This is a genomic window from Sandaracinobacteroides hominis (assembly GCF_016464365.1).
GTDB classification, from domain to species: domain Bacteria; phylum Pseudomonadota; class Alphaproteobacteria; order Sphingomonadales; family Sphingomonadaceae; genus Sandaracinobacteroides; species Sandaracinobacteroides hominis.
This window is the reverse complement of sequence record NZ_JADCUC010000003.1, coordinates 105,635-119,156: the sequence shown is the minus strand read 5'-3', so window position 1 is coordinate 119,156 and position 13,522 is coordinate 105,635. Positions and strand designations below refer to the sequence as shown.

Annotated in this window: 11 protein-coding genes; 5 read left to right on the top strand and 6 right to left on the bottom strand. The window is 65.6% G+C overall.

Annotated features, from left to right (window positions below; translation table 11 throughout):
• Window positions 1-123: 123 nt before the first annotated feature.
• Window positions 124-762, top strand: a complete 639-nt coding sequence (hisG, locus tag IM784_RS07835; protein WP_199554766.1) for an ATP phosphoribosyltransferase — start codon at window positions 124-126, stop codon at window positions 760-762.
• Entirely contained in the window at window positions 762-2,051 is a 1,290-nt protein-coding gene (hisD, locus tag IM784_RS07830) for a histidinol dehydrogenase (RefSeq protein WP_199554765.1), read from the top strand. The genes hisG and hisD overlap by 1 nt, the downstream gene beginning before the upstream one ends.
• Here hisD and IM784_RS07825 read toward each other — a convergent pair.
• Window positions 2,048-2,455 carry a hypothetical protein gene (locus tag IM784_RS07825; RefSeq protein ID WP_199554764.1) on the bottom strand — a complete coding sequence of 136 codons (408 nt, stop codon included), beginning with the start codon at window positions 2,453-2,455 and terminating at the stop codon, window positions 2,048-2,050. The genes hisD and IM784_RS07825 overlap by 4 nt on opposite strands.
• An 85-nt stretch (window positions 2,456-2,540) precedes the next feature.
• Here IM784_RS07825 and IM784_RS07820 point away from each other — a divergent pair, with 85 nt between their 5' ends.
• Window positions 2,541-3,533, top strand: a complete 993-nt coding sequence (locus tag IM784_RS07820; protein ID WP_199554763.1) for an adenosine kinase — start codon at window positions 2,541-2,543, stop codon at window positions 3,531-3,533.
• Here IM784_RS07820 and IM784_RS07815 read toward each other — a convergent pair.
• Genes IM784_RS07815 through IM784_RS07800 form a run of 4 tightly spaced genes read right to left on the bottom strand, consistent with a single transcriptional unit; the run spans window position 3,514 to window position 9,748 of the window.
• Entirely contained in the window at window positions 3,514-5,841 is a 2,328-nt protein-coding gene (locus IM784_RS07815; RefSeq protein WP_199554762.1) for a serine hydrolase, read from the bottom strand. The two genes, IM784_RS07820 and IM784_RS07815, sit on opposite strands and share 20 nt — an antisense overlap.
• Entirely contained in the window at window positions 5,841-6,866 is a 1,026-nt protein-coding gene (bla, locus tag IM784_RS07810; RefSeq protein ID WP_199554761.1) for a class A beta-lactamase, read from the bottom strand. The genes IM784_RS07815 and bla overlap by 1 nt, the downstream gene beginning before the upstream one ends.
• Window positions 6,867-6,898: 32 nt before the next feature.
• Window positions 6,899-8,980, bottom strand: coding sequence for a TonB-dependent receptor (locus IM784_RS07805; protein WP_199554760.1), 2,082 nt, complete (start codon window positions 8,978-8,980; stop codon window positions 6,899-6,901).
• Window positions 8,981-9,025: 45 nt separating this feature from the next.
• A complete protein-coding gene (locus tag IM784_RS07800) occupies window positions 9,026-9,748 on the bottom strand; it encodes a TonB-dependent receptor plug domain-containing protein (RefSeq protein WP_199554759.1) in 723 nt (240 codons plus the stop codon).
• Between the two features lie 439 nt (window positions 9,749-10,187).
• Between IM784_RS07800 and IM784_RS07795 the strand changes: the two genes are divergently transcribed.
• Both IM784_RS07795 and IM784_RS07790 read left to right on the top strand, forming a co-directional pair.
• Window positions 10,188-11,783 (top strand): N-acyl-D-amino-acid deacylase family protein, encoded by a 1,596-nt coding sequence (locus IM784_RS07795; protein WP_199554758.1) that lies wholly within the window; start codon window positions 10,188-10,190, stop codon window positions 11,781-11,783.
• Window positions 11,784-11,791: 8 nt separating this feature from the next.
• The gene (locus tag IM784_RS07790) at window positions 11,792-12,820 is read left to right on the top strand and encodes a DUF1611 domain-containing protein (RefSeq protein ID WP_199554757.1); all 1,029 of its coding nucleotides are present in this window, start codon (window positions 11,792-11,794) and stop codon (window positions 12,818-12,820) included.
• Here the strand turns inward: IM784_RS07790 and IM784_RS07785 are convergent.
• Window positions 12,801-13,457, bottom strand: a complete 657-nt coding sequence (locus tag IM784_RS07785) for a helix-turn-helix domain-containing protein (RefSeq protein ID WP_199554756.1) — start codon at window positions 13,455-13,457, stop codon at window positions 12,801-12,803. The two genes, IM784_RS07790 and IM784_RS07785, sit on opposite strands and share 20 nt — an antisense overlap.
• Window positions 13,458-13,522: the final 65 nt, after the last annotated feature.

Below are 13,522 nucleotides of genomic sequence, written 5' to 3'. Positions count from 1 at the left end.
GGTTGGCCCCGCAGCCGGTTGGCTGGAGGTTCCTGTGAGGCTTAGCTGTCAGGAATTGATTGGGCATATAACCGTCCAGCGCGGTTGCCGCAAGCCTTGAAGCCCGGCATAGGCCGCGGCGCTATGACACCACTTGTGATCGCCCTGCCGAAAGGCCGAATCCTGAAGGAAGCCCTGCCGCTGCTGGCGGAGGTGGGGGTGCATCCGGAACCGGCGCTGTTCGACGAGGACAGCCGGGCGCTGAAGTTTGCCACCAATCGGCCCGACGTTTCGGTGATCCGCGTGCGCAGTTTCGACGTGGCGACCTTCGTGGCCTTTGGTGCGGCGCAGATCGGCATCGTCGGCAATGATGTGCTGGCGGAATTTGCCTATTCCGAGCTCTATTCGCCTGTGGATCTGGGGATCGGGCGTTGCCGCTTGTCAGTGGCGGAGCCGGCTGGGACGCCGCCCATTGTGTCCGAGAGCCATGTGCGGGTGGCGACGAAATATCCGCATCTGACGGCGGCGCATTATGCCGCGCAGGGCATCCAGGCGGAGTGCGTGAAGCTGAACGGGGCGATGGAGCTGGCGCCGCTTCTGGGGCTGGCGCCGCGCATTGTCGATCTGGTCTCCACCGGCAAGACGCTGAAGGAGAACGGGCTGGTGGAACGCGAGATCATCCTGGAGGTGACGTCGCGGCTGGTAGTGAATCGGGCGGCCTTCAAGACGATGGGGGCGGTGACCGAATTGGTCGACGCCTTTCGTTCGCGGGTGGCGGCCTGATGCAGCGGCTGCATGGCGGGACCACGGATTTCGCGGCGCGCTTTGCAGCGCTGGTGGCCGATACGCGGGAGCCTGACCGGGGCGTAGGCGGACAGGTGGCGGCCATATTGGAGCGGATCCGCGGCGAGGGATTTTCGGCGGTTGCCGATCTGACGCGGCGGTTCGATCGCGTGGATATCACGCGGGACAGCGTCGAGGTGCGCGACAGCGAGCGGCGGGCGGCAGTGGCGCGGGTGCCGGCGGCCGACCGCGAGGCCCTGGAGCTGGCGGCTGCACGCATTCGTGCCTTCCATGCGGCGCAGAAGCCCGCCGATGGCAGCTACACGGATGCGACCGGCGTGAAGGCCGGCTGGCGCTGGACTCCGGTCGAGCGGGCGGGGCTCTATGTGCCGGGCGGGCGGGCTGCCTATCCGTCTTCGGTGCTGATGAATGCGATTCCGGCGCAGGTGGCGGGCGTGGACGAGCTGGTGATGGTGACGCCGACGCCGGACGGTCGGCTGAACCCGTTGGCAATGCTGGCGGCCGAGCTGGCCGGGGTTTCGCGCATCTATCGGATCGGCGGGGCGCAGGCGATTGCGGCCCTGGCGTTCGGCACCACGCCCTTGCCGAAGTGCGACATGATCGTGGGTCCGGGAAATGCCTGGGTCGCCGAGGCGAAGCGGCAGCTTTACGGCACCGTCGGCATCGATATGGTGGCGGGACCCAGCGAAATTCTGGTGATTGCAGATGCCTCGGCGCGGGCGGACTGGATTGCCGCCGACCTGTTGTCGCAGGCGGAGCATGACCCGGTGGCGCAATCGATCCTGATTACCGACAGCGCGACCCTGGCGGATGCCGTGGTGGAGTGGGTGGAGCGGTTGCTTCCGACGCTGGCGACCGAAGCGGTCGCCCGGGAGAGCTGGGATGCCTATGGCGCCGTGATCGTGGTGGATGAGCTGGCCGAAGCGGCAGCGCTCGCCGATGCGCTGGCGGCGGAACATGTCGAGCTGATGCTGGCAGACCCGGCGCCGATGTTTGCCGCCATCCGCCATGCCGGCTCGATCTTTCTGGGCGCGCATACACCGGAACCGGTGGGCGACTATATCGGCGGGCCGAACCATGTGCTGCCGACCGGTCGCCGCGCGCGGTTTTCCGGCGGGCTGGGGGTGCATAATTTCATGAAGCGGACGACCTGGCTGGATGCCGGAGCGCAAGGATTGGCGGCGCTGGGCGAAGCGACCGCAACGCTGGCCGATGCCGAGGGGCTGGCGGCGCACGCGCTGGCGGTGCGGATACGCCGGGAGCGTTAGCTGCGCTTGCGGACCGGTTTCCTCGGGGGCGCCGGTGCCGGAGGGACGGGGGTGACGGCCACCTTGCGGGCGTTGATCAGCATCTGCAGGCATTCGCCCGGCGCGAAATCGCGGCCGTCTGCCAGCCGGCTGTCGGCATGGGTGGCGACCGGCACGGTGCCGACGCCGGGATAATAATAGACATCGAGGACACAGCCGCCGGTGAACTGCAGCTGGCGGGCGGGGCCTTCGCGGCGGTCGAGGCGGGGCGTGCCGAGCAGCTTGGTTGCCGTTTCCGCCGGCTGGCCGAGAAGCTGCTCCATGCCTGGCGGTGGCGGAGGCGGCGCCTGCACCACTGCAGCCGGCGTGGTGGCGCATCCGGCGAGGAGGGCGAGTGCGAGAAGGGGGAGGGGAAGGCGCGACATATGTGCCGCTCTAGCCAGTGGGCGCTGCCGATGCTAGCGGCGCCAAAACGCCTTCCCGCACGCCTTAGCGCACTAGGAGCCCCACTTGGCTGACAGTTTCGACGTTCTCGCCATCGGCAATGCCATTGTTGACGTCATCGTTTCGCACCCCGACCAGTTTCTGGAAGCCAACCGGATTCCAAAGGGCTCCATGCGGCTGATCTCCGCCGATGAGGCGGCCGCGCTGTATGCGAAGATGGGGCCGGGGCGGGAGATTTCGGGCGGGTCTGCCGCGAATACGACGGCGGGAATCGCGGCGCTGGGCGGGCGTGCTGCGTTCATCGGGCGGGTTTCCGACGACCAGCTGGGCAAGGTTTTTGCGCATGACATCCGCGCGTCGGGCGTGGATTATCGCACCCCGGCGGCAACCGACGGCCCGCCTACCGGGCAGTGCCTGATCGTGGTTTCGCCCGACGCACAGCGGACGATGAGCACCTATCTCGGCTCTTGCCAGGAAGTGGACGAGGGCGACGTCGACGAGGCAATGGTGAAGGCCGCGCAGGTGACCTATTTCGAGGGCTATCTGTGGGATCCGCCGGCGCCGATCCGCGCCATCCGCAAGGCGAAGGCAATTGCCCACGCGCACGGCCGCAAGGTGGCGCTGACGCTGTCGGATGTGTTTTGCGTGGAAGGGCATCGCGCCGAGTTCATCGAGATGATGCAGGCGGGGCTGGTGGACATCGCCTTCGCCAATGAGAACGAAGCGAAAAGCCTGTTCCAGACCGACGATTTCGAGACCGCGGTGGCCGGACTTGCGGCGATCGTGCCGTTGGCCGTGGTGACACGGAGCGAAAAGGGTGCCGTGGTGGTGAACGGCTCGGGCCGCTCGGAAGTGCCGATCACGCCCGCCGTGCGCGTGCTGGATACGACCGGGGCTGGCGATCTGTTTGCGGCCGGGTTCCTTTCGGGCTTCACCCAGGGGCGTGACCTGAAATCCTGCGCAGTGATGGGAACCATCGCGGCCGCCGAAGTGATCGAGCATTATGGTGCACGGCCAGAGGCGGACCTGAAGGCGCGGGTCAGGGCGCTTTTGGGGTGATCTCGCTGAAGCGGGCATTGCCGATCGGGTAGCGTTCCCAGCCGATCTGGTCGAAGTGCCACCATTCCTGCGGATAGACGGTAAAGCCATCGCCTTCCATCGCGTTGCGCAACACCTCGCGCAGCCAGCGTTGTTCGTCGGAGCCGCCGACATAGTTGGAGTAGGAACGGCTGGAAAATTCGTCGTAGCGGCCGGTGGTGACGATGGGTTTGCCCGTTGCGAGATCGAACAAGGTCAGGTCGACGGCCGCACCGCGGTTGTGGCGGGAGCCTTTCGACGGGTCGGCGACGAACATGCGGTTTGCTTCGGGCGTCGCGTCCCAGAACATCTTCGTGACATACCAGGGGCGATAGGCGTCGTGGATAAGCAGGCCAAAGCCCTGCTGCTGCAGCTTCCGGTGGATGCGGCCCACGGCCTGGGCTGCGGATAGCTGCAGGAAGGCGCCGGGCTGTTCGTAGATCTGCTTGCCCATGAAATTGTTGGTCGTGGCATAACGGATATCGAAACGGAGGGTCGGATCGATGCTGGCGAGCGGGGTGAGGTTTGTGGGCTTTGGCGGTTCGACGGGCGGCGTGGCCTTCTGCGCGTTGGCGCGCAGGCTGTCGATGCCGGTGTTCATCGCCGCGCGGATCATCGCCTCCGCGTCGGCGCCGAAATCACGACGCCGGAAGCGGATGGCGCCTAGCATGGCCGCCGTCACCTTGCCGTTGGAGTCGCGCTCGAACTTCAGGGATTCCAGCGGATAAAGGCCGCGATCCGCGGGGAAGGCATACTGGTCTGCGGCGAGGCGCGTTAGCGGTAGCCAATCGGTCCATTCGATGCGGACATACGGCTTGCCGTCGCGCTCGTAGATGCGCAGCACGTTGTAATCCCAGCCATATTCACCGATCAGTGCGGCAAGTTCCGGTTCGGGCGGTTTCGGCCGGGGCCATTCGGCGCGCCGGTAGGTGCGGTTGCCGAGCGTGACCGTGTTGGCGGCAAAGGCCAGTTTGTCGTCGAAAAGCTGGACGTCATCGAGGACAAAATTGGCGCCGAGCTTGCGCACTTCCGCTGCGCGTTCGGGGGCGTCCAGGACGAGGCCGCCGTCGAAGATGCGGAGGTTGACGCTGTCCGCACCGTCGACATAGCGACCGGAGAGGCGCACGGCCTCGTCGCCGGTTATGGCGGTGGTGCGTTGCCAGATCGGGAGCGGTTTTCCCTGTCGGGCGGCCTGCAGGGTGCGGAGTGCGAAGCTGCCGAGGCGGCCGGCTACCGGACTGGAATCGACGGTTGCGAGCACCACCGTCGCGAGGCCTGCTTCGGGCAGGAGGCGGAGGTCGGCGACGTGGCCATAGACGGCGCCGCCGTGGCCGACCGTGCGCTTGCCGTCCAGTTCGCCAAGCGCGAAGCCAAGGCCGAAGCGGCGGCCGCCTGCGGGCGTATATTGCTCGCGCCACATTTCGCTGACGCTGGCGGGGGTGAGCAGGGGCTTGCCGCCGTTCAGCATGGCCTGGGCAAAGCGGGCGAGGTCGGTGGCGCTGGTGTAGAGGCTGCCGGCGGCGGGCGTGCCGAGCTCCAGCGGCGGGGCCTCCCAGCGGCCGCCGTCGAAGGAGGCCATCTGCGAGCTGGCGACCGGGGATTTGAGGGCGGCGAGGCTGAAGCCGCTGGCACCCATCGCCAGCGGTTCCAGGACAAGTCTGGAGACGGCCTGTTCGTAGGGCAGGCCGGTGACTCGGGCGACGACTTCGCCGACCACGGCGATGCCGGCGTTGGAGTATTTGGTGACGCTGCCGGGTTTCGCGACAAGGGTGGTTTCGTTGAGACTGGCGACGGCGTCAGGCTGGCCCATCGCTGCATAATCGAAATAGTGGCCGCGCGGCGGTTCGCGGACGAGGCCGCTGCGATGAGTCATCAACTGGCGCAGGGTGATCGGAACGCCGAACGGGTTGATGGGGCGAAATTCGGGGAGATAGGTGGTGACGGGAGCGTCGAGGTCGACCCTGCCCTGCTCGACCAGGCGCATGACCGCGATGTCGGTGAAGAGCTTGCTGATGGAGCCGGCGCGGTAGAGTGTTTGCGGGGTGGCGGCGAGCTTGCCGGCCGTGTCGGCCTTGCCCCAGGCCTTGCTACAGATGGTGCCGTTCCTGTCGATGAGGGCGATGGCGATGGACGGGATCTGCTTGTCGGCCAGTTCAGCCTGGGCGGCCGCCTCGATAGCGGCCGTGGCCTGCGCCAGCGCGACAGGGGCGATGGTTGGCGTCGTAGCGGGTTGGGCAAGAGCCTGCGGAGCCGCGCCCGCCAGCAGCAGCGCCGCCCAGATCGCGCGCATCAGCGGCCGCCGAGGACGTAGTAATTATAGGCGGTGCGGGCCATTTCGGCGATGACGCGCTCCTGCGTCTCGACGCCCTTGGTGTCGCCCTTCACGAAGACGGCGATGGCGACCTTGCTGCCATCTGGCATGGTCATCAGGCCGACATCGTTGGCGATGCTCATCAATGTGCCGGTCTTGTGGGCGACGACGGTGTTGGCGGGCAGAAGTCCTTTCAGGCGCTTCTCGCCGGTGATGCAGCGCTCCATGATCGCCAGCAGTTCCCTGGTGCTGGCCGGGCTGAGCGCCTTGCCGCTTTCGATGGCAAGGAGGAGCTGGACCATGGCTTCGGGTGTGGAAGCGTCTCGCGGGTCGTCGTTGAAGGGCTTGTTGGGCAGGCGCTTCTGGTCGCGTTCCTGTTTGCTCGGGTCGGCCTTGAAGGCGGCCTGGATGTTCTCGGCGAAGGTGCCGGGGCCCGGCGTGATGTCGAGCGCGCGGTAAATGAGGTGGGCGGTGTCTGCGTCGATGCGCTGTCCGGAGACGCCTTGCCGCTTGACCCAGTCCGTCACCACCGCCGGGCCCCCGGCGAGTGCCGTAAGCACGTCGGTTGCCGTGTTGTCGCTCCGGGTCAACATCAGTTCGAGCAGGTTGTGCAGCGACAGCGACACACCCGCATGCGGCGCGAAGCGGGCGATGCCGTCGGAATTTACCACCAGCTTCGGATCGACGTATATCATCTGGTCGAGTTTGAGCTCGCCCTTGTCGATGCGTTCGAAGATGCGGCCGGCCACCGCGATCTTGAAGGTGCTGGCCATAGGGTAGGTGACACCCTTGTTGAGGGTGATCATCTCCTTCGAGCCGACCTTTTGCACGGCGACGCCGACGCTGCCGTCTGTCTGCTGCGCGAGCCTGGCGAACTGGGCGGCAAGCGCGGCCTGTCCGGCGGGGGTGCCGGCCTGGGCATGGGCGGCGACCGTCAGCGGCGGGGCGATGATCGCCGCGGTTGCGAGCAGGCCAGCCACGGCCAGCGTCTTCATTCGGAACATTGCAACTCCTCTTCTGGCCGTGGCTTCGATGCCTAGAGCGTGACGCGGACGCCGATGTTGTACTGGCGGCCGATCAGGTCGAACAGTTGGCGGGGTGCGCCATAGCCGTCGTAGCCGGTGACCGGCGGATCGGTGTTGAAGAGGTTCTGGATCGCGCCGTAGAGCGAGACCTTGCCCTCTGCGCCGACGCTGAACAGGCCGACTTCGCCCGAGAGATCGATGTAGAGCCGGTTCTTGGCGTTGATCGGATCGGTGATCGGCACGTCGGGCTTGCTGGCGATGAAGTCGCGCGTGACGACGCCGCCGCCGACGTAGCGGCCGGTTACGTTGGCGCGGAAGGCGTCGGTGGAGTAGCCGAGCACGGCCTGGCCACGCCAGTGCGGTGTGCCGTTTACGCCGTCGATCAGCGGCTGCGCCATGTTGCCGGCGAGCTTGGTGGTGGAGCCGGCTATGCCGATGAGATCCAGCTGCTTCACATAGGTGGCGAGCACACGGATATCGAAGGTGCCGTTCCAGAGCGGGAAGTTGTAGGCGGCCTCGAAGTCGACGCCCTTCGTCTTGATGCTCTGGAAGTTGGCCGGTGCAAGGCGCATGCCGGTGATCCTGCCCGGGCTGATGCCGTCGGTGACGGGTTCGCGGGTGATCAGCTGGCAGATGGCCTGATCGCCGTTGAAGCAGAGCGTGGCGATCTGCTGGGCGGTGAGGGCGGCGATCGCGCCTTCGATCTCGATGTTGTAATAGTCGACCGAGAAGCGCAGCTGCGAGATCGGCGAAAGCACCATGCCTGCCGTGAAGGTGTCGGCCTTTTCCGGCTTCAGATAGGGGTTGCCGCCCTGGGTGGCGGAGACGGTGTAGCTTTCGTTGCGGGCAGCGTCGTTGATACCATAGATCAGCGTCTGCCCGGCGGCGAACATCTCTTGAATGTTTGGCGCGCGGATGTCACGCGAGCGGGTGGCGCGCAGGCGCAGGGCATCGGTGACGGCGTAGTTGACGCCGACCTTCCAGGTCTCGACCTGCCCGGATGTCTTGTAGTCGGTGATGCGGCCGGCGAGGCTGAGGTCGAGCTGCTTGGCGAAGGGCAGGTCGGCGAGGACCGGGATCAGAACTTCGCCGAAGGCCTCCACCACATCCTGCGTGCCGCGGAACGGAATGGTGTTGCCCACGCGATAGACGGTGGAGCCGTTCGGCCGCGAGGCGGAGATCGGATCGGACGTCGTTTCGCTGATGAACTTGCGCCAATGGATGCCGCCCGCGAAAGCCACGGCGCCTGCGGGCAGGTTGATCACATCCCCGCGAACGAGGAAATCGAGGGTGGTTTGCGTCTGATGCCAGTCGCGGACGGACGGCCCCAGGATGCTGGCGATCGCGGCCGCCTGCTCGCCCGGCTGGATGACCCCGAACAGGTTGAGCGGGATGCAGCCATTGCCGGGGTTGGTGATGGTCGAGCGGCAGATCGGATCGACGACGCCGGGAGTGGCCGGGTTGTCGACGGCATCGACGGCGCGGAGCCAGGCCTGGGTGTTGCGGCTGTCCATGAAGACCGTCTTGTTGCGGCTCTTCCCGTAGGTGAGGGCGAAATCATAGTTCCACGAGCCGATGATATTGCCCTTCACACCGCCGACCGCCTGCCACGACCAGACATCCTGATCGAAATAGCCGCGGGCGTAATCGTTGAGCGAGCGGCCCATGACGAAACTGGTGATACCCGGGTTGGCGTTGAGGATCGCGCGGACGGGGGTGGGGATGAAGACATTTTCGCTGCGGATGGTGATCTGGTCGTTGCCGATGATGCTGTCGCCGATCATCTTCGAGCCGGCGTAGCTGCCGCGACCATAGAGGGTGAAGGAGTCGGAGAGCTCGTATTCGGCCTTGGCCAGCACGGCCCAGCGTTCATAGGGCTGTTCCAGCACGAGATCGTTGGTGTTGTTGACGCCGCTGCCGCCCTGTTGCGACGTGGCCGTGGTGAGGGTTCCATAGTCGAACGGACCTGTCTGGCCGTTGCCCAGGAACTGGATGCCGCGCAAAAGCGCCGTGCCGTTGGGGCCGACTGCGCTGTTGATGACGCCACCATAGGCGGCGTTGGAAACGCGGGCATCCGGCACCAGGATATACATGGGCTCGTTGTTGGTGCTGGTGTAGGCGGGGTTGTTGATGACGGTCTAGTCGCCCCAGGGCCGGCTGCCGACGCGGGGAACGCCCTTGGACTTGGCATATTCCGCGCCGACGAGGACATGGCCGCGGCCGCCGCCGAATTTGGTGCCTGCGGCGACGGAGGCGAGGTAATTCTCGCGGTCTCCATAGTCGCTGATGCCGAACTGGGCATTCCCGCGCAGGCCCTGCAGCTTGTCGTCGAGCTTGAAGTTGACGACGCCGGCGACGGCATCGGAGCCATAGACGGCCGAGGCGCCGCCGGTGACGACTTCGACCGAGCTGATCGCCGCCTGCGGGATGGTGTTGACGTTGATGACGCCTTCGGGGGAGGCCGGGATATAGCGCTTGCCATCGACGAGGGTGAGGGTGCGCAGGTAGGTGAGACCGCGCAAGTCCATATAGTTGGCGCCGGCGATCTTCGACAGGTTGGTACTGGAAGAGGGCGTTGCGCTGGCCTTCAGCGCCGGGAGCTGGTTCAGCGCGTCGGCGATGTTGGGCGCGGCGACGCGTTCGAAATCGGCCACGCCAATGACGGTGACCGGGGTGGGCGTATCGAAGCCGGAGCGGGCGATTTGCGAGCCGGTGACGATGATGTCGTCATATCCGGTCTGCTCGGCAGCTGTCGCCGTCACCTGTGCCAGCGCGGGGGCGGCAAAGGTGGTCAGAAGCGTGGTGGCCAGAAGTGCCGAAACCCGGCTGCGTCGCGGCTGAAACTGAAATGCCGTGTGCATCGCATATCCCCTTCGTTATCTGCGGAGCCTCCCGTCGGCGTTCGCGAACTTTGTCGCGATTCCTTGCAACATTCTCGGTTTGGAGAAATGGGTCAAGAGATTCTGAGAAATTTTCTGTTTCCGAAAGTGATAATTGCCGATTGCACGCAGCTTCCTGGCCGGTTTTACGGGCCCGTCGGGGTTGAGGGAGATTTGGTTTAAATGATACTTATCAACAGGATATTGAAATTTCTGGCGCAGATTGTTTGCCGCGTTAGCGGCCAATGGGCGCAGGTTGCATCGGCTTCCGATCATATTTCCTGAACGGAAAATTGTCTTTCGGATGCGAAAATTGCCCGCTAGGCTAGCGTCGAATCATTCGTCTGGGGAAACCGGAAGGGGCCTTATGCGGACTTACCTGCGCGCGGCGCTTGTTGCTGCCTTTCTTGCGCATACATCTTTGGCGACACCTCTGGCGGCGAAAAGCCCTGCCTATGATGTGGTGATCCGAAACGGTCGATTGCTGGACGGCGCCGGGAACCCGTGGGTGACGGGCGATCTTGCCATTGTCGATGGACGGATCGCCAGGATCGGCAAGGTAGAGGGCAAGGGCAAGCGCGAGATCGATGCGGCCGGGCGTTATGTGACGCCGGGCTGGATCGACATGATGGACCAGTCGGGCCGGGTGCTGCGCGAAAATGGCCTGGCGGAAAACAAGCTGTATCAGGGTGTTACCACGGTGATCGCCGGAGAGGGCGGGACCCCGGTGCCGGCTGACGAAGTGGCGGCATATTTCAGGGAGCTGGAGAAGAAGGGCATCAGCATCAACTTCGGCACCTATTATTCGGCAACGCAGGCGCGCGAGGAAGTGATCGGAGACAAGGCGACTCCGCCGACGCCCGCGGAGCTGGAGAAGATCCGCGAGAAAGTGCGCACGGCGATGAACGCCGGCACGCTGGGGCTGGCAACGGCGCTGATCTACCCGCCCGGGAGCTTCCAGACGACCGACGAGCTGGTGGAGATCGTGAAGGCGGCCGCCCCCTGCCGGGCGATCTATGCAACGCACATGCGGGACGAAAGTGCCGGATTGCTGGACGGCATCCGGGAGGCGATCGAGATCGGCGAGCGGGCCGGGGTGAAGGTGGAAATCTTCCACCTGAAGGCCGCCTATGCGCCGAACTTCGGCAAGATGATGCCGGATGCCGTAAAGCTGATCGACGCGGCGCGGGCGCGTGGCGTCGATGTGGCGGCCGACATGTACATGTATCCCTTTGCCGGGACCGGGCTGGAAATCACCGCGCCCACCTGGGTGTATGAGAATGGCTTCGATGCGGCGGTGGCCCTGCTGAAGGACCCGGTGCAGCGCGAGCGGATGAAGAAGGACCTGGCCGCCGGACCGCAGCCGGGCTGGACCAACATGGTCTATTCGGCGGGCGGCTGGGACAGGGTGGTGCTGGCCAATCCGCACAATCCGAAGTGGGAACCGTATCGCTTCCAGTCGATCGCGGCGATTGCAAAGCAGCTGAACAGGGACCCGGCGGATGTGGCGTGGGACATCATGCTGGAGGCGCTGCCGAAACGCGCCGTGGCGCTCTATTTCATGATGGACGAACGCGACATCGAGACGGCGCTGAAGCGGCCGTGGGTTTCGATCGGCAGCGATGCCGGCGCCGCTCCGGTCTATGGCAAGATCGACGGGCTGGGGCTGCCGCACCCGCGTGCCTATGGCAACGCGGCCAGGGCGATTGCCGAATATGTGAAGCGGCGGCCGGTGCTGACGCTGGAGGATGCCGTGCGCAAGATGACCTCGTGGCCGGCGGCGCGCATGGGGCTGGATGATCGCGGCGTGCTGCGCGAGGGGCTTCGTGCCGACATCACCATCTTCGACTATGACAAGCTGGACGACCGTGCGTCGTTCGCGGAGCCGACCATTTCGCCGGTGGGCATCGACTATGTGCTGGTGAACGGCCAGCTGGTGGTGGACGGCGGCAAGATCACCGGTGCCCGTCCGGGCATGGTGCTGAAGGGCGCCTGCGCGCCAGTGACCAAGTCGTGAGGGGGGACATGACGACGCTTCCTACACCCTATCTGCTGTTCATGGGCGATATCGCCGAGCCGGGCTTTGCCAAGACCGCCTATGGGCTGCACCAGTGGGTGCCCGAGAATTGCCTGGGCGAGCTCGATTTTGCCGGCTCGCTGCTGACGACCGGCCTCCCGCGCATGAACGCAGCCGAGGCGGCGGGCAAGGGCGCACGCGCGGTGGTGATCGGCGTGGCGCATCCGGGCGGCCAGTTGGGGGATAGCTGGATTGCGCCCCTGGTCGGGGCTCTGGAAGCGGGTCTGGACATCATCAGCGGGATGCATGGGCGGCTGTCTGACAATGTGGTGCTGGCGGAGACCGCGAGGCGCTTTGGGCGGACGCTGCACGATGTGCGGGTGCCGCCGGCCGGCATTCCGGTGGGAACGGGCGTGAAGCGCACGGGCAAGCGGTTGCTGACCGTGGGCACGGATTGCGCGCTGGGGAAAAAATATACCGCGCTATCGATTGCGCGAGTGATGCGGGCGAAGGGCGTGGCGGCGGATTTCCGCGCGACCGGACAGACCGGCATCCTGATTGCGGGCGGTGGCATCCCCATCGACGCCGTGGTTTCGGATTTCGTGGCGGGGGCGGCGGAAATGCTGAGCCCGGATGCGGCGGCCAACCATTGGGATATCGTGGAGGGGCAGGGTTCGCTGTTCCATCCGAGCTATGCGGCGGTGACGCTGGGGCTGCTGCACGGCAGCCAGCCGGATGTCATCGTGCTGTGCCATCAGCCGGGGCGGACGGCGATCCTGGGCCGGCCGGACTTTCCGGTGCCGGCGCTGGATGCGGCCATCGATACCTATCTGCAGGCGGGGCGACTGACCAATCCGGCGATCCGGTGCGGCGGGATCAGCCTGAACACCGGCAGCATGGGCGCGGCAGAGGCCGAGGCGGAGATTGCGCGGACGGAGGACCGTTTCGGGCTGCCGACGGCCGATCCGTTGCGGGGCGGGCCGGCGCTGGAGCGGCTGGTGGACTTTTGCCTGGGGTTCAATCCGCGATCGGGTTGAGGTGCGGCTTCAGTTCCTCGTCGCGGGCGGAGCAGACGGAGAGGATGCGGCAGGGGCCTTCCGAGACGGCGACATAGCCATGGCCCATCGCGCCATCGTAATAGATGGAATCGCCGGCCTCTAGGCGAACCGGCGCGTACAGGTCGCAGTGGAAGTCGAGCGAGCCTTCGAGGACCAGGACATATTCCTCGCCCGGGTGGCGCATCAGGTCGCCGAATTCCTCGATCGAACGCACCTGCACGTCGATGATCATCGGGTTCAGAGATTTGTTCAGCAGTTCGGCGGCTGGATAGACATACTCGTAGGTAGAGGTGCGGATGCGCGGTCCTTCGCCGGCGCGGGAAATGCTGCGGCGGCCGGTGAAGCGCGAGGCAGGTTCGGGCGCACCCTTCATGAACAGGCGGGCGATATCGATATCCAGGCCGCTGCTCAGCTTCAGCAACTTCTCGTAGGTAAGCGACATCTTGCCGGTTTCGACCTTGGAGAGGGTCGAGACGGGGAGACCGACGCGTTCGCTGACCTGCGCCAGCGTCCAGTCCTTCTCCTGCCGGATCTGGCGGAGGACGGCGCCGGGATTGACCGCGTCGCCCGGGGTTTCGCGGGGAAATGCCTTCTTTTGCTTTGCGGCAGATTTCATGCGTTGTTTCCCGACCGGAGCCGATTGACTTGCGGACAATCTAGACGATCCGGGAAATTACGCGA

Excerpts from the sequence above, each read along its gene's own strand:
- hisD (WP_199554765.1), top strand. The coding sequence starts at position 762 with ATGCAGCGGCTGCATGGCGGGACCACGGATTTCGCGGCGCGCTTTGCA.
- IM784_RS07805 (WP_199554760.1), bottom strand. The coding sequence starts at position 8,980 with ATGTATATCCTGGTGCCGGATGCCCGCGTTTCCAACGCCGCCTATGGT.
- IM784_RS07825 (WP_199554764.1), bottom strand. The coding sequence starts at position 2,455 with ATGTCGCGCCTTCCCCTCCCCCTTCTCGCACTCGCCCTCCTCGCCGGA.
- bla (WP_199554761.1), bottom strand. The coding sequence starts at position 6,866 with ATGTTCCGAATGAAGACGCTGGCCGTGGCTGGCCTGCTCGCAACCGCG.
- IM784_RS07785 (WP_199554756.1), bottom strand. The coding sequence starts at position 13,457 with ATGAAATCTGCCGCAAAGCAAAAGAAGGCATTTCCCCGCGAAACCCCG.
- IM784_RS07790 (WP_199554757.1), top strand. The coding sequence starts at position 11,792 with ATGACGACGCTTCCTACACCCTATCTGCTGTTCATGGGCGATATCGCC.
- IM784_RS07800 (WP_199554759.1), bottom strand. The coding sequence starts at position 9,748 with ATGCACACGGCATTTCAGTTTCAGCCGCGACGCAGCCGGGTTTCGGCA.
- hisG (WP_199554766.1), top strand. The coding sequence starts at position 124 with ATGACACCACTTGTGATCGCCCTGCCGAAAGGCCGAATCCTGAAGGAA.
- IM784_RS07815 (WP_199554762.1), bottom strand. The coding sequence starts at position 5,841 with ATGCGCGCGATCTGGGCGGCGCTGCTGCTGGCGGGCGCGGCTCCGCAG.